Origin of the sequence: Streptomyces sp. NPDC006529 (assembly GCF_040611795.1) — a bacterium.
GTDB lineage: Bacteria > Actinomycetota > Actinomycetes > Streptomycetales > Streptomycetaceae > Streptomyces.
In genome coordinates this window covers 1-21,156 of the sequence record NZ_JBEXPB010000075.1, presented here as the reverse complement: position 1 = coordinate 21,156, position 21,156 = coordinate 1, and the positions used below count along the sequence as shown (strand labels likewise).

At 72.8% G+C, this 21,156-nt stretch carries 12 protein-coding genes; 7 read left to right on the top strand and 5 right to left on the bottom strand.

Translation table 11 applies throughout. The annotated features are described in order from the left end of the window. The coding region (locus ABZY31_RS29960; RefSeq protein ID WP_356416598.1) for a carboxyl transferase domain-containing protein at positions 1-569 on the bottom strand (569 nt) is incomplete at its 3' end. A gap of 419 nt (positions 570-988) precedes the next feature. Between ABZY31_RS29960 and ABZY31_RS29955 the strand changes: the two genes are divergently transcribed. The 4 genes from ABZY31_RS29955 (at position 989) to ABZY31_RS29940 (ending at position 7,274) form a co-directional block, all read left to right on the top strand. Beyond that, a complete protein-coding gene (locus tag ABZY31_RS29955) occupies positions 989-3,859 on the top strand; it encodes an AAA family ATPase (RefSeq protein ID WP_356416595.1) in 2,871 nt (956 codons plus the stop codon). Further along, positions 3,840-4,736: a metallophosphoesterase gene (locus ABZY31_RS29950; RefSeq protein WP_356416592.1), complete on the top strand. Its 897-nt coding sequence runs from the start codon at positions 3,840-3,842 to the stop codon at positions 4,734-4,736. Before ABZY31_RS29955 ends, ABZY31_RS29950 begins: the two co-directional genes overlap by 20 nt. After that, on the top strand, positions 4,733-5,431 hold the full coding sequence (locus ABZY31_RS29945; RefSeq protein WP_356416589.1) for a 4'-phosphopantetheinyl transferase superfamily protein: 699 nt from the start codon (positions 4,733-4,735) through the stop codon (positions 5,429-5,431). Before ABZY31_RS29950 ends, ABZY31_RS29945 begins: the two co-directional genes overlap by 4 nt. 181 nt (positions 5,432-5,612) lie before the next feature. Continuing rightward, positions 5,613-7,274, top strand: coding sequence for an NAD(P)/FAD-dependent oxidoreductase (locus ABZY31_RS29940; protein ID WP_356416586.1), 1,662 nt, complete (start codon positions 5,613-5,615; stop codon positions 7,272-7,274). 105 nt (positions 7,275-7,379) lie between these two features. Here ABZY31_RS29940 and ABZY31_RS29935 read toward each other — a convergent pair whose 3' ends face one another. The 3 genes from ABZY31_RS29935 to ABZY31_RS29925 all read right to left on the bottom strand — a co-directional run bounded on the left by ABZY31_RS29935 (position 7,380) and on the right by ABZY31_RS29925 (position 10,322). Beyond that, a complete protein-coding gene (locus ABZY31_RS29935; protein ID WP_356416583.1) occupies positions 7,380-8,792 on the bottom strand; it encodes a class I adenylate-forming enzyme family protein in 1,413 nt (470 codons plus the stop codon). A gap of 280 nt (positions 8,793-9,072) precedes the next feature. Further along, complete coding sequence (locus tag ABZY31_RS29930; protein WP_356416581.1) at positions 9,073-9,717, bottom strand: thioesterase domain-containing protein; 645 nt, start codon at positions 9,715-9,717, stop codon at positions 9,073-9,075. A gap of 80 nt (positions 9,718-9,797) precedes the next feature. After that, positions 9,798-10,322, bottom strand: a complete 525-nt coding sequence (locus tag ABZY31_RS29925; RefSeq protein ID WP_356416578.1) for a sugar phosphate nucleotidyltransferase — start codon at positions 10,320-10,322, stop codon at positions 9,798-9,800. A 249-nt stretch (positions 10,323-10,571) separates the two neighbouring features. Here ABZY31_RS29925 and ABZY31_RS29920 point away from each other — a divergent pair, with 249 nt between their 5' ends. From ABZY31_RS29920 to ABZY31_RS29910, 3 genes are all read left to right on the top strand, one after another. Further along, positions 10,572-11,552 carry an ABC transporter ATP-binding protein gene (locus tag ABZY31_RS29920; protein WP_356416575.1) on the top strand — a complete coding sequence of 327 codons (981 nt, stop codon included), beginning with the start codon at positions 10,572-10,574 and terminating at the stop codon, positions 11,550-11,552. After that, a complete protein-coding gene (locus ABZY31_RS29915) occupies positions 11,549-12,403 on the top strand; it encodes an ABC transporter permease (protein ID WP_356416572.1) in 855 nt (284 codons plus the stop codon). The genes ABZY31_RS29920 and ABZY31_RS29915 overlap by 4 nt, the downstream gene beginning before the upstream one ends. 111 nt (positions 12,404-12,514) lie before the next feature. Further along, on the top strand, positions 12,515-13,510 hold the full coding sequence (locus ABZY31_RS29910; protein ID WP_356416569.1) for an ACP S-malonyltransferase: 996 nt from the start codon (positions 12,515-12,517) through the stop codon (positions 13,508-13,510). A 77-nt stretch (positions 13,511-13,587) separates the two neighbouring features. On the opposite strand, the gene ABZY31_RS29905 is transcribed toward ABZY31_RS29910, so the two are convergent. Further along, positions 13,588-21,132 carry an SDR family NAD(P)-dependent oxidoreductase gene (locus ABZY31_RS29905; protein ID WP_356416566.1) on the bottom strand — a complete coding sequence of 2,515 codons (7,545 nt, stop codon included), beginning with the start codon at positions 21,130-21,132 and terminating at the stop codon, positions 13,588-13,590. Positions 21,133-21,156 lie beyond the last annotated feature (24 nt).

The following is a 21,156-nucleotide window of genomic DNA, read 5'->3' as shown; positions in this document are numbered from 1 at the left end:
TCGCGGACCATGAACACGAAGTCCGTCAGCGCCGGGGAGTAGGCGGCGCCGCCCGCGCACGGGCCGAGCATCACGGAGATCTGCGGGATGACGCCGGAGGCCCTGGTGTTGCGCTGGAAGATGCCGCCGTAGCCGGCGAGCGCCGAGACGCCCTCCTGGATACGGGCGCCCGCACCGTCGTTCAGCGACACCAGCGGGGCACCGGCCGCGACGGCCATGTCCATGATCTTGTGGATCTTCGCCGCGTGCGCCTCGCCCAGCGCACCGCCGAAGATGCGGAAGTCGTGCGCGTAGACGAAGACCGTGCGGCCCTCCACCGTGCCCCACCCGGCGATCACACCGTCGGTGTACGGCTTCTTCGCCTCCAGACCGAACCCCGTCGCACGGTGGCGGCGCAGCTGCTCGACCTCCTTGAAGGAACCCCCGTCGAGCAGCAGCGCGATGCGCTCGCGCGCGGTCAGCTTGCCCTTGGCGTGCTGCGCCTCGGTCGCACGGTCACTGGGGCCGCGCCGCGCCTGCTCGCGCAGGGAGTGCAGTTCGGCCACTTTCCCGGTCAGGTTCGTCGTCACGCTGCCATTGAACGAGCCGCGGTCGGCGCTTCTCCACTGCCGCCGACCCCTATCCTCCGCCCGGACACCCCTAGGTTGAGAAACCAGAATCCGGGCCCCACATGTATTTGAGATTTCCTTGAGGTTTCCCATCGTGACGAACCGGTTGCGTCCCCGACACAACTAAACCGCCTGCGTGTTGGCACCGCGTCAATTCCAAACGCGGGCAGCGGGAAGCCCTCTCGGGAGTTGGTAGTGTGCAATCCAACCTGACGGACAGGAAGCCTGCCGCCTGACCAGCGGCGAGTGCTGACTTCCATGCGCTCATCGGGCACCCGCCTTCCTGCGCGCGTGGGAACTCATCATGAATAGCCATGTCGGCTGTGAAAGCGGCATGCGACGGTTCACAGCTCATTGGGGAGGCGTCCAAAGCCATGTTGGTGGAGCGGGATGAACAGATCGCCAAACTGACCTCCTGGGTGACGGGCACCGCCCGCGGCCCCGGATCCGCGGGTGCGCAGGGTGCCGGCGCACTCGACGGCCCCGCCGCATCGGGCCCCCTGGCCGTGATCGCAGGTCCGGTCGCCGCGGGCAAGACGGCCCTGCTCCACCGCGTACAGGAGCGGACCCCCGATTGGGGGGTACGGCTGCTGAGCGCCGCCACCTCTGCGGCGGAACAGGACATCCCCTTCGGCGTGGTCGAGGAACTGCTCCGCGACACCCCGGACGCGCCATTACCGCTTCCGCTCCATGCACCGCTCGACGACGGGGACTTCGTCCCCGCGCCGACCCTGATGGCGGTCCACGCGCGGCTCGCGGGGCTCGCGGCGCGCCGTCCCGTCCTGATCGCCGTCGACGACGTGCAGTACGCCGACCCGCAGTCCCTGCACTGCCTGCTGTACGCCCTGGGCCGGGCGCGGGCCACCGGCCGGGGGCTCTCCCTCATCGTGACGCGGGGCCCCGACGCGGGCGCGACTCCCCCGGCCGTGCTGGAGGAGCTGCTGCGTCGGATCGCCGGCCCCCGGCTGCGACTGGGCCCGCTCAGCCTCCGGGGCGTGGAGGGCCTGCTGGCGCGGCGGGCCCTGGAAGCAACCCCTGCGGGGTCCGCTGCGGCCGACGCCCGCACCCTCTCGATCCTGCATGCGGCCACCGGCGGCAACCCCCTGCTCGTACACAGCCTCCTGGACGACCAGGCCGCCTGGCAGGGAGCCGAGGGGTCCTTCCCCGCGGGTGAGCAGTTCCTCCAGAACGCCCTGATATGCGTGCACCGTACGGGCGTGGACGGCCTGCGCGTCGCCCAGGGCATCGCCCTGCTGGGCGACGCCGGATCGCCGCCACTGCTGGCCCGGCTGGTGAGGACCACCGAACGGACGGTGGAAGACGTGGTCGCCGCGCTCCGCGACGCGGGCATCCTCCAGGGCACCCGCTTCCGACACGGCTCGGTCTGCTCGGCGGTGCTGGAGAGCCTGGCCGACGATGCGGCGGCAAGGCTGCGCCGCCGCGCGGCGCAGCTGCTGTACGAGGCGGGTGCGGCGCCGGTAGCCGTCGCCGCGCACCTGCTGGGCCACGGGCCGCACTCCCTGGACGAGGAGTGGGTACCGGGGGTGCTGAGCGACGCCGCACACACGGCGCTGGCCGGGCAGCGCGTCGGCTTCGCGGTGCGCTGCCTGCGGCTGGCCGAGCAGTGCTCCCGGGACGAGCGGGAGCGGCTGCAACTCCAGGCGAACACGGCGAAGTTCATCTGGCGGGTCAAGCCGTCCGCGTGGGCGCACGCGCTCCAGCCGCTGAACGCCGCCCTGCACCGGGGCATCCTTCCGGTGACCGAATCACTGCGCCTGGTGGGCGACCTGCTGTGGCACGGCTGGATCGACGACGGCGCCATGGCCATCCGGCGCGCGCTGGAGGGTGTACAGGGCCGCCCGGACGCCGCGCTCACGGCCCAGCTGCGCGGTGTCCGGCTGCTGCTGGTGACCACCTACCCCACCCTCCTCGGCGGGATGGACAACGCCCTCGGCCCGGACTGGGACCACGCGCAGCCGCTCGCGGACCCCTCGGACGACGGCGTCATGACGGCGATGGGCCTGCTCCAGAACGCCCTCGGCGCCACCCGGGGGCCGCGCGACCGGGCCGCGGCGGACGAGGCTCTGGCCGGGCGGGCCGAGCGGATCCTGGCCGGGACGCGCCTCACGGAGGAGAGCCACGTCACCGTACGGGCGTGCCTCCTGGCCCTGATGTACGCGGACCGGCTCGGCGCGGCCGCCCAGTGGGCGGACCGGCACCTGGAGGAGGCGGCCCGGCGTGGTGCGCCCGGCTGGGTCGCGGTGATGCAGGCGATGCGCGCGCACATGGCGCTGCGCCGAGGTGAACTGGCGCAGGCCTGCCGGCTGGCGGAGCAGGCGCTGACGGAACTCCCCCCGCACGGCTGGGGCGTGGGCATCGGCCTGCCCCTCTCCGCGCTCATCGAGGCCCGGACGGCGATGGCCGACCACGAGACGGCCGCGGCCCTGGTGGACCACCCCGTGCCGGAGCACATGCTCCGGACCCGCTACGGCCTCCACTACGTCTACGCGCGTGGAAGGCACCAGCTCGCCACCGGACGCCACCACGCGGCGCTCACGGACTTCATGACCTGCGGGAAACTGATGCGGGAGTGGGACATGGACCGGGCGGGGCTGGCGCCCTGGCGGGTGGGGGTCGCGGAGGCGTCGCTGGCCCTGGGCAACCGGGAGCAGGCCGAGCGGTTCGCCCGGGAGCAGCTCGCCGAGGAGACCGGGCCACGGGTGCAGGCTCTGGCCCTGCGCGTCCTGGCGGGCGCCCGACCGCTGCGCGAACGGCCCGCGCTGCTGGAACGGGCCGTGGCCCTGCTCCAGGACGAGGGGGATGCGCGCGAGCTGGCCCGGGCCCTGAGCGAGTTGGGCACCGCCTACGAGCGGCTCGGCGACGCCGCCCAGGGCAAGGCCTGCACCCGCCGGGCCTGGCGGATCGCCGAAGCCGGCGGTCACCGGGAACCCGGCCAGGGCGTACCGGCGGAGGCGGCACGGCCGAGCGCGCCGCCGCATGCCGTGGCCGCCGCCCCGGAGCCGCTCCCCGTCCGGTCCGCTCCGGAGCCGGCGTCCGCACTGACAGACGCCGAGCGGCGGGTGGCGTCGCTCGCCGCCCACGGGTACACGAACCGGGAGATCGGGGCCAGGCTCTTCATCACCGTCAGTACCGTGGAACAGCACCTCACCCGGGTCTACCGGAAGATCCACATAACACGCCGTCAAGACCTGCCCGTGAGTTGGGACAACGATGTCGCATACACTGCCTGATCCCGCATACCGGCCCGCCACCACGGCGGCCGGACCCCGGCTGCTCGCGGTCAGCGACCTGCACATCGGGATGGCCGACAACCGGCCGATCACCGAATCGCTGCGGCCGCAGCACCCGGACGACTGGCTGATCGTCGCGGGCGACGTCGGCGAGATGACCGAGGACATCGAGTGGGCGCTGAGCCTGCTCGCCGGACGCTTCGCCACGGTGGTGTGGGCACCGGGCAACCACGAGCTGTGGACGCCGCGCGAGGACCAGATCCAGGCTCGCGGCGAGGAACGCTACCGCCACATCGTGGAGATGTGCCGCCGGCTCGGGGTCCACACCCCCGAGGACCCGTGGCCGGTGTGGCGGGGGCCCGACGGCCCGGTCGCCGTCGCCCCGCTGTTCCTCCTGTACGACTACACCTTCCGCGTCCCGGGCGTCGCCTCGAAGGAGGAGTCACTGGAGCGGGCGCACGAGGCGGGCGTCGTCTGCACGGACGAGTACCTGCTGCACCCCGACCCGCACCCGAGCCGGGACGCCTGGTGCCGGGCCCGTGTCGAACTGACCCTGAGACGGCTCGAGGCCCACGACCCGGCGATCCCACTGGTGCTGGTCAACCACTTCCCGCTGGTCCGCGAGCCCACGGACGTGCTGTGGCACCCGGAGTTCGCCCAGTGGTGCGGCACCGTCCTCACCGCCGACTGGCACCGCCGGTTCCGCACGGCCGCCGTGGTCTACGGGCACCTGCACATACCCCGGACCACCTGGTACGACGGAGTCCGCTTCGAGGAGGTGTCGATCGGCTACCCGCGCGAATGGCGCCGCCGCGGCCACCCCAAGGGCCTGCTGCGGCAGATCCTGCCCCACCCCGAGCGAGAGGCCGGCACGTGATAGAGACCCTGCTGCCCGAAGGGGCCCGCGCACGCGAGGCCTTCGGGCCGGACGGCTCGGCTGTCCTCCACCCGGAGGAGGCCGCCCTGGTGGCCACGGCGCCGGAGGAACGGCGCGAGGAGTTCACCACCGTGAGGGGCTGTGCCCGGAGGGCGATGGCGGACCTCGGCCTGCCCCCGGCCCCGGTCCTGCCCGGCCGGCGCAACGTTCCGCAGTGGCCCGCAGGGGTGGTGGGCAGCATGACCCACTGCACGGGCTACCGGGCCGTGGTCCTGGCCCGGGACACCGATCTGGTGGCGGTCGGCATCGACGCAGAGCCCGACCTGCCGCTGCGCAGGGGGGTCCTGGACTTCATCGCCCTGCCCGGCGAACTGACCTGGGCGCGCACCCCGGTGCCGGCGGCCGGGCGGCTGTGCCGGGACCGACTGCTGTTCAGCGCCAAAGAGGCCGTGTACAAGACCTGGTTCCCGCTGGTCGGCACCGAGCTGGACTTCGAGGACGCCAGGCTGTCCTTCCGCACCGACGCCGACAGCCCGCGGCGGGGCACCTTCCGCGCCGAGGTCCTGCGGCCGGGCGCCGGTCCCGACGGGCGGCCGGTGACGGGTTTCGAGGGCCGCTGGCTCGCGGACCGGGGACTGATCGTCACCGCCATAGCGGTACCCGCGCGGGTCGGGGCCGGAAGCCCGGGTCGGTAGGGGTTGTCCGGTTCCGGGGGCGCTGCGTAGCGTGCGAGGACCGGACCGACTGCGCACGGCGGACGGCGCGCGGTCATCCCGCCGTCCGGGCCCGCCGCGACGCCGCGATCCCGGCTCCGCGCCCGGCTCGCTCCGGTTCTCCCCTGGAAGCGCTGCCGAACCGGCCCGAGAGGTACTCCAGATGACAACAGCACCCCCGGACCCCACCAGCATGCTCGTGCCGGACTTCCCGTTCTCCTACGACGCCTGGCTGAGCCATCCGGCGGGCCTGGGCTCCCTCCCGCCCGAGCGCGCCGGGACCCCGGTGGCCGTCGTCGGCGGCGGGATGGCCGGGCTGACCGCGGCCTACGAGCTGATGCGGCTGGGCCTGCGCCCGGTCGTGTACGAAGCGGAACAGCTCGGCGGCCGGATGCGGTCGGTCCCGTTCCCGGGACGGCCGGAGCACGTGGCGGAGATGGGCGCGATGCGCTTTCCGCTGTCGGCCCGCGCCCTGTTCCACTACATCGACCTACAGGGGCTGGCCACCGTCCCCTTCCCCAACCCCCTGTCCGAGCACACCCCGAGCACGCTCATCGACCTCGGCGGGGTGCGCCACACCGCGCGCGGGACGCAGGACCTGCCCGAGCTGTACCAGGAGGTGGCCGCCGCCTGGGAGAAGGCGCTGCAGGAGCGGGCGGAGCTGTCCACGATGCGCGACGCGGTCCGGCGGCGCGACACGCACACCCTCAAGCACGTGTGGGACCGGCTGGTCCGGGAGTTCGACGACCAGTCCTTCCACGGTTTCCTCGCCACCAGTTCGGCGTTCCGGTCGTTCCGGCATCGTGAGGTCTTCGGCCAGGTCGGGTTCGGCACCGGCGGCTGGGACACCGACTTCCCGAACTCGCTGCTGGAGATCCTCCGTGTGATCTACACCGAGGCCGACGAGCGCCAGGTGGCGATCCCCGGGGGGGCCCAGCAGGTGCCGCGGGGGCTGTGGGAGCACCGGCCGGACCACTGCGCGCACTGGCCGGCGGGCACCTCGCTGGCGTCGCTGCACGGAGGGGCGCCGCGGCCGGGCGTGCGGGCCGTGCGGCAGGCCGGGACGGGTTTCGCGGTCACCGACGCCGACGGGCGGGAGGAGCGCTACCCGGCCGTGGTGTACACCCCGCACGTGTGGACGCTGCTGAACCGGGTGGAGGCCGACCCGGCGCTCCTCAGCACGCCGGTGTGGACGGCGGTGGAGCGGACCCACTACATGGGCTCGTCGAAGGTGTTCGTCCTGACCGACCGGCCCTTCTGGCAGGACCTGGATCCCGAGACCGGGCTTCCGGTGATGAGCATGACGCTCACCGACCGGATGCCGCGCGGGGTCTACCTCTTCGACGACGGTCCGGACCGGCCGGGCGTGCTGTGCCTGTCGTACACGTGGAACGACGACTCGCTGAAGATGGCGACGCTGAGCCCGCAGGAGCGCCTCAAGGTGCTGCTGGACAAGCTCGCGGAGATCTATCCCGGGGTGGACGTCCGCTCGCACGTGATCGGGGAGCCCCTGACCATCACGTGGGAGACCGAACCGCACTTCATGGGCGCGTTCAAGGCGAACCTGCCGGGCCAGTACCGCTACCAGCGGCGGCTGTTCACCCAGTTCATGCAGCACGGGCTGCCCGAGGGACAGCGCGGGTTCTTCCTGTGCGGCGACGACGTCTCCTGGACGGGCGGCTTCGCCGAGGGCGCCGTCACCACGGCGCTGAACGCCGTCTGGGGGGTGGTGGACCACCTGGGCGGATCGGCCCACCCGGACAACCCCGGCCCCGGTGACCTCTTCGAAGCGCTCGCTCCCGTCGAGCTGCCCTACGAGAGCTGAACCGGAGAAGGGCGCCCCCACGGTCGGCGGGGGCGCCCTTCGGCACATGTGCCGGGGCCCTGATCCCCCGCCGCGGTGGGGCGGCGGGGCGGGGCCGTCAGGTCCTCAGGCCCGGGGGGCGGCCAGTGCGGCGAGGGCCTTCTTGTCGGGCTTGCCGTTGCGGTTGAGCGGGAACCGCTCCAGCACCACGACCGTGTTGGGCTGTTCGAAGGCGGGCAGCAGGCTGCACAGTCGCTCCCGCCAGTGGGCGGCGTCCCGCTGCTCCTCGTCCTCGACGAAGAACACCAGCTGGGAGCCCCGGATTTCGTCGGGCAGCGGCACGATCCGGGTGGAGCAGCCGTGACCGGCGACCTTCCGCTCGATCAACTCGGGGTACAGGGTGTAGCCCATGCGGTGGACCGCGAACTTGCGCCCCAGGACGTAGAGGTTGCCGTCCGCGTCAAGGTGGCCGAGGTCGCCGGTGGGCTGCCAGCCGGTGGCATGGGCGGGGACGACGGTACCGTCCTCGGACACCTGGCCCAGCAGGGCGTCGGGGGTGTCGACCTGGATCTCGCCGGTCTCCCCCGCGGCCAGCTCGCGGCCGTCCTCGTCGACGATCCGCAGCCGGATGCCCTCCATGGCCCGGCCGCAGGCGACCGGGTTGTCGAGGGTGGCGAAGGAGATGTTGCCGAGCTCGGTGGAGCCGTAGCTGTCGAGCAGCGGCAGCCCGAATTCGGCGACGTATCTCTCCACCAGCGGCGCGTCGAGGGGCGCCGCACCGACGCAGAGCATGCGCACGTCCTGCAGGTGGGTACGCAGCGCCGGCTTGCGGGTGATCAGGCCGAGGATGCTGCGGTAGCTGGAGGGCGTGGCGTCGATGACGGTGACCCCGGCGTCGCGGCCCATGCGCAGGGCGCGGTCCAGTCGCCGGTAAGGGGCGATCACCAGGGAGCAGCGGACCAGGTGGGCGATGAGGACCATCGACAGGCCGTACTGGTGGGCGAAGGGCAGGAGCGGCATCAGTACGTCGTCGGCGCGGTGGCCGACCTGGTCGGCGTTGCGCCGCAGGTTGCGCAGGAAGGAGGCGCCGGACTTCACGACGCCCTTGGGGGAGCCGGTGGAGCCGGAGGTCCACATGATGAGGCCGTCGGGGAGTTCGCCCCAGTCCTCGAAGGACAGGGTGGAGCCGGCGGGTTCGTGGTCGGTGACGGCGACCATGAGTTCGTAGAGGTGGATGGGGTCGGCGTCGGCGTAGATCGGGGTCTCGTCGTCGACGAAGGTGATCTTGACACCGGTGCGCACGGCGATGCGCCGGGTTTCCTCGGGGTGCTCCTGCTGGTCGACGAGGACGATCGAGGCGCCGACGTGCATGAGCGCGTACAGCACGCACACGTAGGCCGCCGAGTTGCCGGCCTTGAGCATCACCCGGTCGCCGAGGCCGACTCCGCGTTCGCGGATCACCGAGGCCACCCGGAGGGCGTCCTGTTCGAAGTCCTCGACGGTCCGTACCGAGTCGGCTGCCAATATCTTCGCGGTCATCGGTCGCACTATGTCCTTCCTCTGGGCCGTGCCGCGGCCGGTCGGCGCGCGGTGCGCCGGGCCGGCTGCGGGTCGGGTCCGTTCACGGGGTGGATCGCGGATTCGCGGGGTCCACGGGATTCGTGGGTACCGCGCGGGAGGGAATCGTGGCCGTGGCATGCGCCGGCCGGGCCGTGCGCGTCGGGTCCGGACACGGGTCTCCACCGACGCACGCTAGGCAGGGGGTGTCGGGCCGGGTACCCCTGAACGACCCCTGGGATCCCCTCAGTCCGGCGAGCGGTCATCCCGGGTCCGCTCCGCCGAGCGAGATCAGCTGGTCGTGGACGATGTTGACCACCTCACGGCGGTGGGTCTTCAGGTACCCCTGCGCGCCGGGGAAGGTCTCCAGGTCGAACCAGCCGCAGGTGCACCGCCGCCAGCCCCGCACCCCCGAGAGCGTGGCGCGCGGGTCGTACTGTGCGGTCAGGGCGACGATCCGGCAGCTCAGGGCGGGCGGGCCGAGGCTGCCGCGATGGCCGGGCGCGGTCCGTCCGGACACGAAGAGGGTCAGCAGCGCGCCGTAGGTCTCCCGCTCCAGCCGACAGGCCACCTCATAGGCCAGATCGGCGCCCAGGCGGTGCCCGAACAGCACCAAGGGGCGGTCGGCCCAGCCGCGGAGCGCCTCGAAGATCTGGTCGGCGAGCAGGGTGCACCCGGCCGGGTCGAGGTGCTCCGCGGAGCGCATCGGCGGGTACTGCACGACGACCAGTTCCACGGTGGGAAGCAGCAGCTCCGCCATCGCGAGGTAACAGAGCGGGGAGTTGCGCGCGCTCGGGAAGCAGATCATGCGGTAGCTGCTCGGGATGCCGGGCTGCCGGATCTGGATCAGGCCGACCTCGTCTGGGAGTGGCTCCCCCACGGAGGGCCGGCTGTCGGCATGGGTCATGCTCCCTGGAACTCCACCTCGGGTGGTGCCTCTGACACGTGGTCGGGCAGGCGGCCGGGCACCTCCGGGGTGGAGGGCCCTCATGGATTGATCGGTGCCGGACCGGACCCGGCCGGGGCGACGGAGACGACCTCCAGGCCCTGGTCGGCCAGCCAGCGCAGTACATCGGTGATCTCCGGCCCGTCGGGGGCGGCGGCCCGGAGGGCGTCGACGGCGCGGTGCACGGCGTCCGTGAAGAAGTACACCCCGGCCGTCCCCGGAACGACCTGCGCCGCCGGGCGGCGGCTGCGGAACGCCTCCACCTGCTCGCCGATCCCGCCCGGGACCAGGACGTCCTCGGGATGCGTGACGAAGTCGTCGTCGCCGAGCCAGTCCCGCGCCGTGCGCACGGCCGCCCCCGGCCCGGGTCTGCGGGTCCGGGGGAGGTAGGTGACTCCGACGCCGAAGCGGGAGCCGTCACCGACGGCCGTCCGCACCTCGTCGGCGGCTTCCCCGAGGACGATCCCGACGTCGGTGATGCCCACAGCGGCGATCTGCTCCAGGACCCGGAAGAAGACGGACCGGTCGGCCTCGGGGGATCCCCCCGATAGGACGAGTGCTTTCACGGGGTCTCCTCGCGAGAATGCGGTGAACGGTCGGGGACGGCCCGCGGCGATTACCGTGGATGCCAGGACCATGTTTCCCGGGACCACAACGGACGATCACCCCTAGGCCCCCCTAAGGCTTTCCGTATTTCCCCCTAGCGTTCGCCGCGGCGAACCATGTCACGATCCCGCATGCTAAAAATGGCGCGCACCCCTTCTGTGCCCGGATCCCCTATCGACTCGCAGGCATAAATGAAATCTGAACAATCCGTGAATTCCGCTGTCGTGGTCGAAAATCTGGTCAAGAAGTACAAGGACCGCGACCAACCCGCGGTGGACGGCTTGAGCTTCTCGGTCCGCCGGGGCGAGGTCTTCGGATTCCTCGGTCCGAACGGGGCCGGCAAGACCACCACCATCGGCATCCTCACGACCCGGGTGGCGCCCACAGCGGGGCGCGCGTTCGTGCAGGGGGTCGACGTCGTCGCCCACCCGGCCCAGGCACGCCGCGCCTTCGCCGTCGTCCCCCAGCGCATCAACCTCGACCAGTCGCTCACGCTGCGCCAGAACCTCACCTTCCACGCCGGGTACCACGGCGTGGGCCGCGCCGAACGCAACCGGCGCGCCGACGAGTGCCTGGAGTGGATCGGCCTCGCCGACCGCGGCGATTCCCGCGGCGACAAGCTCTCCGGCGGCCAGGCCCAGCGCGTGATGATCGCCCGCGCCCTGATGCACCGGCCCGACGTGCTCTTCCTCGACGAGCCGGCCACCGGCCTCGACCCGCAGGCCCGGCTCTTCATCCACGAGCGGGTGGCCGAGCTGCGCGAGCGCGGCGTCACCACCGTGCTCACCACCCACGACATGGACGAGGCCGCCCGGCTGTGCGACCGCGTCGGCATCGTCGACCAAGGCCGGCTGCTGGCCCTGGACACCCCGCAGGCTCTGATGGAGAGCCTGAGCGGCACCGCCCTCACCCTCACCGTCCGACCCGCCGGTTCCGGGCCGCAGGACGTGATCCGCCTGCTGGAGAAGGCCGACACGGTCACCCGTGTCGAGCGCACCGACCAGGCCGCCGAGGACGCCGCGGACGCACCCGTACGCCTGCGTCTGTACAGCGACGCGCCGCCCGGCGCGGTGCTTCCGGTCGCCGTCAGCATCCTGACGGCGGCGAACTGCGACATCAAGGACATCAAGGTGGGCACCGCGACCCTCGAGGACGTCTTCATCTCCCTGACCGGTCGGGAGCTCCGGTGAGCGCCGCCGCCGCGACCGCGGCCGACCCGGCGCCCGGCTTCCCCGAGGAGCTGCGCCCGGCGCCCACCAGCATCCGCTCCGTGACCCGTACGTTCTTCTTCATCCTGTGGCGGGACCTCTTCGTCACCGGCCGCGAACTGGGCACGTTCCTCGCGCAGATCCTCGTGGAGCCGTTCTTCATCCTGTTCGTCTTCGGCAAGGTCCTCGGCGAACTCGGTTACACCGGCGGCGCCTTCCAGTCGGTGCTGCTGCCCGGTGTCGTGGCGCTCAACGCCTTCCTGGTCAGCTTGCAGAACACCGCACTGCCCATGATCATCGACTTCTCCTTCAGCAAGGAGATCGAGGACCGGCTGCTCGCGCCGATCCCGATCACGCTGGTGGCCGTCGAAAAGCTGGTCTTCGGCACGCTGCGCGGCATCGTCGCCTCGCTGCTGATGATCCCCATGGGCTTCCTCGTACTCGACCACGCCTCCTGGCCCATGGACCAGTTCCCGGCCACGCTGGGCGTGCTGCTGCTGGGCGCCCTGGCCGGCAGCGCGGTCGGCCTGACCATCGGCACGCTGGCCCCGCCGCGGCACATCGGTGTCGTCTTCGCGGTGGTGCTGACCCCGCTCATGTTCACGGGCTGCACCCAGTTCCCCTGGCACGGCCTGGCCGACATCCGGTGGTTCCAGGTGCTGTGCGCCCTCAACCCCCTGACCTACGTCACCGAGGGCATCCGCGACCTGCTGCTGCCCCCCGGCGGGCCCCGTTCGATCCCGCTGTGGGTGGACCTCGCGGCGCTGGCCGTCTCGATCCTGATCTTCGGGGCGATCAGCATCAGGGGCTTCCACCGCAGGTCCCAGGACTGATCCCCCACTCCCCAGCTCCGGCCCCGTGCCCGGACCGGCGCAACAGCGCCGCCCGGGTGCGGGGTCCTTTCTCGTCCCGCACCATCCCGGAAGCAAAGGTATGCACCGATCATGACCCATTCCTCCGATGCCCGGACCGGATCCGCGATCGTGTTCCCCGGCATGGGCCCGGCCTCCTTCGCCGAGGTCGGCCGATTCCTCCTCCTCGACCCGTACGCGCGACGCCGTCTGGCAGAGGCCGACGAGGTGCTCGGATATTCGGTGTTCGACCGTTTCCGCAATTCCGAAGAGGACTATTCGGTCGATTTCCAGATCGCTTTCCTGGTGAACTCGATGGCCTTGGCCGACCGGGCGGTGGACGTGCTCGGCGTCTCCCCCACCGTCTGCGCGGGCCCCAGCTTCGGCCAGAAGGCCACCGCCGCCTTCGTGGGTTCCCTCCCCTTCTCCGAGGTCGTCCGCCTGACCGCGGAACTCGCCCGCTGCGAGGACGAGTACTTCTCCACCGCCTACGAGGACGTGGTCACCCACTGCTTCGTCCGCACCCCCCAGGACCGCCTGGACGAGATCCTCGCCGCGTTCGACGACCGCGGCGCCTGGTACGACCTCTCCGGCCGGCTCGACGCCGGGTTCCACATGCTGTCCGTACGGGAGAAGGAACTCGACGCCCTGAACACCGCCATCAGCGCGGCCGGCGGCTATTCCATGTATTCGATGCGGCCGCCCGTCCACGCCGCGGCCTTCTCCGCGTTGCGCCGCAAGGCGGAGGAGGAGGTCTTCGGCTCCTACGAGATCGCCGACCCCTCCCTCCCCGTGGTCTGCGACCACGACGGCACGGTCGTCCGGGACGCCGCCGGGATGCGGGAGATGATGCTGGACACCTTCGACCGGCCGATCCACTGGCCCGCCATGGTGGAGTCCCTCCAAGGGCTCGGCGTGGGCACCCTGTACGTCACCGGCCCGGACAACCTCTTCCACCGGCTCGACGTCACCAAGGACCGCTTCGACGTCGTCCCGGTGGGCCTGCCCAGGAAGCGCACCCGCGAGCGCGAGCGACAGCAGTTCCTGGAGCGCTCCCGGGCGGACCGCGCCCGGCGCGCCACCGGCTGAGAACCACGCGGACGGCCGAAAGGGGCCGGGCCCCACCCCCTGGGGGGTGGGACCCGGCCCCTTTCGTGTCACCGCCCTCAGATCCGGCGGCCCAGCCACTGCTCGACGGCGGCCGCGGTGGTCCCCGCGTACTGCTCCATCATCGTGAAGTGGTTGCCGGGCACGTCCACCGCGGTGTGCTCCATGTCCCAGTAGGAACGCCAGTCACCGTTCTCCGCACGGGTCCAGTCGAAGAACTGCTCCCGCGCCCGGACCAGCAGCGTCGGCGCCTTCACGGCCTCCGGCTGCCATCCGCCGAAGAGACGGAAGTAGGCGCCCATCGCCAGCAGCCGGCTGTCGTCGACCGGGACGTGGCTGCCCTGCCGCTCGTCCACGCCCTGCGACAGCCCCGGCTGGATGCCGAGGATGGCGTCGTCGTCGTGCGAGTAGATGTCGACCAGGACCACGGCCTCCGGGACGAGGCCGGCGCTCTCCAGCCGGGCCGCCACCGCGTGAGCCAGCATGCCGCCCGACGAGTGGCCAAGCAGGACGAACGGCGCACCGTCCGCATGCCGCAGGACGGCCTGCGCCTGCGCCTCGACGACCGCCTCCGTCGTCGTGGGCAGCTGCTCGCCCCGCAGGAAGCCGGGTGCGGGCATCGCGTGGACATCCCGCCGTCCGCGGAAGGCGGAGGCGAAGCGGGCGTACTGGTGCGGGCCCGAGATCGACAGGATCGACGAGAAGCAGATCAGGCCCGGACCGTCCTCGCCGCGGGCGAGCCGCACCAGGCCCGGCGCCTTGCGCAGCTCCGCCGCCGAGGAGAACGACGGACGGAACCGCGACGCCTGCATGAGGAGTTCCATGAACCGACCGGACTCGCCCTGTGCCCCGGCCGCCTGGAGCATCGCGCCGAACACCCCGTCGGTGTCCGCCTCGGCGGCGTCCGCCGCGGCGCCGCCGGATCCGGCCGCACCGCCCTGCGCCCCGGCCAGCTCGACGCGGAGCCGCGCGGCGATGAGGAGCGGCGTCGGGTGGTCGAACAGCAGCGTGGCGGGCAGCCGCAGCCCCGTCACCGCGTTCAGCTGGTTCCGCAGCTCCACCGCGGTCAGCGAGTCCAGGCCCAGCTCCAGGAACTGCTGGGACTCCCCCACCGCGTCGGCGCCGGAGTAGGCGAGGACCGCGGCGGTCTGCTCGCGCACGACGTCCAGCAGCAGCCGCTCCTGCTCCTCCTCCGGCAGCCCGGCCAGCCCCGCGAGCCGTCGCGCGGACGCCGACGCCGCCGCGTCGGCGGTGCCGGCGGCGGCCCGGCGCAGCCCGCCGCGGACCAGGCCCCGGAAGAGCGGCGGCAGGCCGCCCGCATCCGCCTGGGCCTTCAGCGGCCCGGTGTCCAGCCGCATCGCGACGAAGACCCCGCTGCCGGGCACCTCGGCGCCGACGCCCGGGCCGGTCCCGGCCACGGAGCAGGCCGTGTCGAACAGGGCCAGGCCCTCCGCGGAGGAGAGCGCGGTGAGTCCGGCCCGTGCCATCCGCTGGACGTCGGCGTCCGTGAGGTCGCCGGTCATCTCGCTGCGCTGCTCCCACAGACCCCAGGCCAGCGACACCGCTGGCAGGCCCTCCGCGCGCCGCTGCTGGGCCAGGGCGTCGAGGAACGCGTTGGCCGCCGCGTAGTTGGCCTGCCCGGGGGTGCCGAGCGTGCCGGCCGCGGAGGAGAAGAGCACGAAGGCCGCCAGGTCCGCCTCCCGGGTCAGCTCGTGCAGGTGCAGGGCCGCGTAGGCCTTCGGCCGCAGCACCGCGTCGATCCGCTCGGGGGTCAGCGACGGCAGGAGCCCGTCGTCGAGGTGGCCCGCGGTGTGGACGACCGCGGTCAACGGGTGCGCCTGCGGGATCCGTGCCAGCAGTGCGGCCAGGTCCTCCCGGTCGGCGGCGTCGCAGGCGACGACCTGCGCCTCGGCGCCCAGCGCCGCGAGGTCCGCGACCAGCTCCGCGGCGCCGACGGCGGCGGGTCCGCGGCGGCTGGTCAGCAGCAGATGCCGCACACCGCGCTCGGTCACGAGGTGCCGGGCCAGGAGGCTGCCCAGGACACCGGTGCCGCCGGTGATGAGGACGGTGCCCTCCGGGTCGAGCCCGGGGGCTGGTGCGGGAGCCTCGGACGGGGCGCCGTCCGGGGTGTCGGCGTCGACACCGGTCTCCTGCGGCTCCGGGCGGGCCGCGGGAACCCGGGCCAATCGGGCCGCGTGCAGGGATCCGGCACGGAGCGCGAGCTGGGGCTCCCCGCTCGCCGCGGCGGCCGCGAGCAGCTCGCCGAGGACGGGACCCTCCGTGGTGACCTCCTCGACGCCGCTGGCGGCGCCGGGGTCGAGGTCGAGGACGACGAACCGGCCCGGGTTCTCCGACTGGGCGGAGCGCAGCAGCCCCCACACGGTCGCGTGCGCCGGGTCCGGGACGCCGTCGCCGGGCCGTACCTCGACGGCGCCCCGCGTGACGACCGCGAGGCGGGCCCCGGAGAGATGCTCCTCGGCCAGCCAGGTCTGTACGAGCTCCAGCGCGCCGTGGGCGGCGCTTCGGGCGGCGTCCGCGGTACCGCCACCCGTACCGGGCCCGGCCGGGTCGGCGTACGACACCAGGACCGTGTCCGGCAGCGGTTTCCCGGCGAGCACCACGCCCGCGAGGACCTCCAGATCGGTGTAACTGTCGACGGTGGCGCCCGCCGCGGCCAGCGCGTCTTCGAGGCCGAGCGGGTCCGAGCCGATCACGGCCCACCGGCCCCCAGCGGGTGCCTTGTTGCCGCCGATCGCGGGCCATTCCAGCCGGAACAGCGACTCGTGGAAGGCGGGGACGGACGCGCTCAGCCGGGCCGGGTCGAGCTCGCGCAGCAGCAGCGACTCCACCGACACGACCGGCTCGCCGCTCTCGTCGAACGCCGTGAGGGACATCGCGCCGGACCCTGCCGGGGTGAGGCGCACCCGCAGGGCTCCGGGGCCGACGGCGTGCAGGTGCACCCCCGTGAAGGAGAACGGCAGCCGCATCCGGCCGCTGCCGTCCTCGGCTTCGTCGCCGCCGAGGAAGGAGCCGAGCGCGAGGCCGTGCAGGCCCGCGTCCAGCAGCGCCGGGTGCACGCCGAAGTCGCCGGCTTCGGCCCCGGGGCCCTCGGACAGGGCGAGTTCGGCGAGGAGTTCGTCGCCGAGGCGCCAGGCCGCCCGCAGGTTGCGGAAGGCCGGGCCGTACGCGTACCCGCCGGCCGCGAACAGTTCGTACAGGTCGGATACGTCGAGCGGTTCGGCCCCGGCGGGCGGCCAGACCGCCGGGCCGGGCGCGGCCTGTGGCGCGGTCACCACCTCGGGTGCGCCGAGGACACCACTGGCGTGGCGCGTCCACGGCAGGTCCTGCCCGAGGCCCGGGGCATCCCCGGCGGGGGCCTCGGCACGCGAGTGGAAGTGGATCACGCGCCGCCCCGCTTCGTCGGGCCCGGCCACGGAGAGCCGGAGCTGGAGGGCGCCCTTCTCGGGCAGCACCAGCGGGGCCTCCAGGTTCAGTTCCTCGACGAAGGCGGTACCGACCCGTCGGCCCGCGTGCAGGGCGAGTTCGACGAAGGCGGTGCCGGGCAGGAGCACGGCACCCGCGGCCCGGTGGTCGGCCAACCAGGGGTGGCTCTGGAGGGAGAGTCGTCCGGTGAAGAGGAACCCGTCGGAGTCGGGCAGCTCGACGGCGGCACCGAGCAGCGGGTGCTCGGCGGAGCCGAGCCCGGCGGAGGCGACGTCGCCGACCCGGGATACGGGTACGTCGATCCAGTAGCGGTCGCGCTGGAAGGCGTAGGTGGGCAGGTCGACCCGACGGGCACCCGTCCCGGCGAAGACCGCCTCCCAGTCCACGGCGACACCGCGGACGTACGCTTCACCGAGCGAGAGCCAGAACCGCTCCAGACCACCCTCGTTACGGCGCAGCGACCCGAGCACGGCCGCCTCACGGCCGCTGTCCTCCACGGTCTCCTGTATGCCCACGGTCAAGACGGGGTGCGGGCTGGACTCGATGAAGACCCCGAAACCCTGCTCCAGAAGCGTGCGTGTGGCCTGCTCCAGCTCGACCGTCCGACGCAGGTTGCGGAACCAGTAACCGGCGTCCAGCTCCGGCCCCTTGACCCACTCCCCCGTCATCGTCGACAGGAACGGCACCTCCGCCGCCCGCGGCACGACCGGAGCAAGCAGCTCGGCCAACTCCTCACGCAGGAGATCGACCTGGGCAGAGTGCGAGGCGTAGTCCACCGCGATCCGCCTGGCCCGGACCCCGTCCGCCTCGCAGACGGCCAGGAACTCCTCCAGCGCCGCCACCTCACCCGAAACCACCACCGAAGAAGGCCCGTTCACCGCGGCGACGGAAATCCTCTCCTCACCCCAGGGCGCGATCCGCTCCCGTACCTCCACGGCCGGCAACGGCACCGACACCATGCCACCCAACCCCGCCAGCACCCGCCCGATCGCCTGACTACGCAACGCCACCACCCGAGCCGCATCCTCCAGCGACAAGATCCCCGCCACGCACGCGGCCGCGATCTCACCCTGCGAATGACCGATCACCGCACCCGGACGAACACCGACCGAACGCCACACCTCCGCCAACGACACCATCACCGCGAACAACGCCGGCTGCACCACATCCACCCGCTCCAGGGAAGGGGCATGCTCGACACCCCGGAGGACCTCGACCAACGACCAGTCGGTAAAGGGCTCCAACGCCTTCGCACACTCATCCACTCGGGCAGCAAACACAGGTGAAGCGTCCAACAGCGCTCGGGCCATGCCCACCCATTGCGACCCCTGCCCGGGGAAGACGAAAGCGGTCTTGCCCCCGATGACCGACCCCTGGACGAGCAGGGGTGTGGTGCCCCCGACGGCCAGGGCGGCGAGCCCCGCGAGGTGCTCCTCCGGGTCCCGGCCGATCAGCACGGCACGCGTGCCGTGGGCCGTACGTGTGCTGGCCAGGGAGTGGCCGACATCGACATGCCGCAGGTCAGGACGGGTGCCGAGGTGCTGGAGCAGGCGTTCCGCCTGGCCGCGCAGCGCGTTCTCGGTCTTCGCCGTCAACGGCCAGGGCAGCGCGAGCGGCCCGTCCGTGGCCGCGGCGTCCAGGGGGGCGGTGGTCAGTAGGGGGTGGGCGGCCGGCGCGACAGGGGTTTCCGGCTCCGGCGCCCCCTGTTCCACCGGGGCCTGCTCGATGATGACATGGGCGTTGGTGCCGCTGAAGCCGAACGACGACACACCCGCGCGCCAGGGACGCCCGCCCGTCTCGGGCCAGGACCGCTCCTCGGTCAGCAGCTCGACCTCGCCCGCGCTCCAGTCCACGTGCGGGGTGGGCTCGGCGATGTGCAGGGTTCGCGGCAGCAGGCCGTGCTGCATGGCCAGCACCATCTTCATGACGCCGGCGACACCGGCGGCGGCCTGCGCGTGACCGATGTTGGACTTGATCGAGCCGAGGAGCAGTGGCCGGTCCTGCGGGCGGTCCTGCCCGTACGTGGCCAGCAGGGCCTGGGCCTCGATCGGGTCGCCCAGGGTCGTACCGGTGCCGTGGGCCTCGACGGCGTCGACTTCCGCGGCCGACAGGCCGGCGTTGGCCAGGGCCTGGCGGATGACGCGCTGCTGGGAGGGCCCGTTGGGGGCGGTCAGGCCGTTGCTCGCACCGTCCTGGTTGATCGCCGTACCGCGGATCACGGCCAGCACGGGGTGGCCGTGGCGGCGGGCGTCCGACAGGCGCTCGACGAGGAGCATGCCCGCACCTTCGGCCGGGCTGAAGCCGTCGGCGTCGGAGGAGAAGGCCTTGCAGCGGCCGTCGGTGGACAGTCCGCGCTGCCGGCTGAACTCGATGAAGGTGCCGGGCGTGGACATGACCGTCACACCACCCGCCAGGGCCATGGAGCATTCCCCGGCCCGCAAGGCCCGCACCGCGAGGTGCAGGGCCACCAGCGAGGCGGAGCAGGCGGTGTCGACGGTGACCGCCGGGCCTTCCAGACCGAACACGTAGGAGAGGCGGCCCGAGACGACGCTGCCCGCGCTGCCCGTGGCCAGGTGGCCTTCGAGCCCTTCGGTGGCGGCGCCGCGCACCAGGTGGGAGTAGTCGGAACCGTTGGTACCGACGAAGACGCCGGACTGGGTGCCGCGCAGCGTCTCGGGGTCGATCCCGGCCCGCTCGAAGGCCTCCCAGGAGGTCTCCAGCAGCAGTCGCTGCTGCGGGTCCATCGCGAGCGCCTCGCGCGGCGAGATCCCGAAGAACGCCGGGTCGAAGGAGGCCGCGTCGGAGAGGAAGCCGCCCTCACGGGTGTAGGAGGTGCCCAGGGCGTCGGGGTCGGGGTCGTACAGCGCCTCGACGTCCCAGCCGCGGTCCGCCGGGAACTCCGACAGGGCGTCCCCGCCGGAGGCCAGCAGTTGCCACAGCTCCTCGGGGCTGCGGACGCCGCCGGGGAAACGGCAGCTCATCGCGACGACGGCGATGGGGTCGTCGTCGCCCCCGGAACCGGCCGCCGTCGGCAGGGGCGCGGCGGCCACCGCACTCCGGCCGGCGAGTTCGGTCCGCAGGAACCGGGCGAGGACGGTGGGCGTCGGGTAGTCGAAGACGAGCGTGGGCGGCAGCTTGAGCCCGGTCACCGCGTTCAGACGGTTGCGCAGTTCGACGGAGGTGAGGGAGTCGAAGCCCAGTTCCTTGAATGCCCGGCCCGCCTCGACGGCGTCCGGTCCGGCGTAGCCGAGGACGGCGGCGACGGCCGTACGGACCAACTCCAGCAGCAGCCGCTCCTGTTCGGCCTCGGGCTGCCCGGCGATTTGCCCGGCCAGCACGGCGGCGCTCCCGCTGTCCTCGGCGGTGTCGGTGCGGGCGCTGTCCATGGCCTGCCGTGCCTCGGGGAGGTCGTGCAGCAGGGGCCTGGTCCGGCCCGAGGTGAAGGCCAGGACGAAGCGCTTCCACTCCATGTCCGCGACGGTCAGGGTCGTTTCGTCGCGGTCCAGCGCGTGCTGGAGGGCGATGACGGCCCGCCCGGGGGCCATCTCGATGACGCCGTGGCGGCGCATGCGGTCACCGACGGCGCCTTCGGCCATCCCCCCGTCGCCCCAGGGGCCCCAGGCGAGGGAGGTCGCGGGCAGCCCGGCGGCGCGCCGGTACTCGGCGAAGGCGTCCAGGAAGGCGTTGCCCGGCGCGTAGTTGCCCTGGCCGGGCGCGCCGAAGGTGGCGGCGAAGGAGGAGAAGAGGACGAACGCCGACAGGTCGAGGTCACGGGTCAGTTCGTGCAGGTGGAGCGTGGCGTCCACCTTGATCCGCAGAACGCGCTCGACCTGGTCGGGAGTGAGAGACTCGATGACCCCGTCGTCCAGGACGGCGGCGGTGTGCACGACCGCGGTCAGCGGCCGGTCGGCGGGGATGTCGGCGAGGAGTGCGGCGAGTGCGTCACGGTCGCCGACGTCGCAGGCGGCAAGGGTCACCCCGGCGCCCAGCGCGGCCAGTTCTTCCCGCAGCCCGGCCGCGCCGGGGGCCTCGGCACCCCGGCGGCTGACGAGCAGCAGGTGCTCGGCGCCGTTGCCCGCCAGCCAGCGCGCCACGTGCGCGCCCAGCGCACCGGTGCCGCCGGTCACCAAGGTGGTTCCGGTGGGCCGCCACTCGCGCACCGGGGCCGTCTCCGCCAGCCGGGC

Coding starts and splice junctions, on each gene's coding strand:
- ABZY31_RS29950 (WP_356416592.1), top strand. CDS start 3,840: ATGTCGCATACACTGCCTGATCCCGCATACCGGCCCGCCACCACGGCG.
- ABZY31_RS29940 (WP_356416586.1), top strand. CDS start 5,613: ATGACAACAGCACCCCCGGACCCCACCAGCATGCTCGTGCCGGACTTC.
- ABZY31_RS29935 (WP_356416583.1), bottom strand. CDS start 8,792: ATGACCGCGAAGATATTGGCAGCCGACTCGGTACGGACCGTCGAGGAC.
- ABZY31_RS29930 (WP_356416581.1), bottom strand. CDS start 9,717: ATGACCCATGCCGACAGCCGGCCCTCCGTGGGGGAGCCACTCCCAGAC.
- ABZY31_RS29910 (WP_356416569.1), top strand. CDS start 12,515: ATGACCCATTCCTCCGATGCCCGGACCGGATCCGCGATCGTGTTCCCC.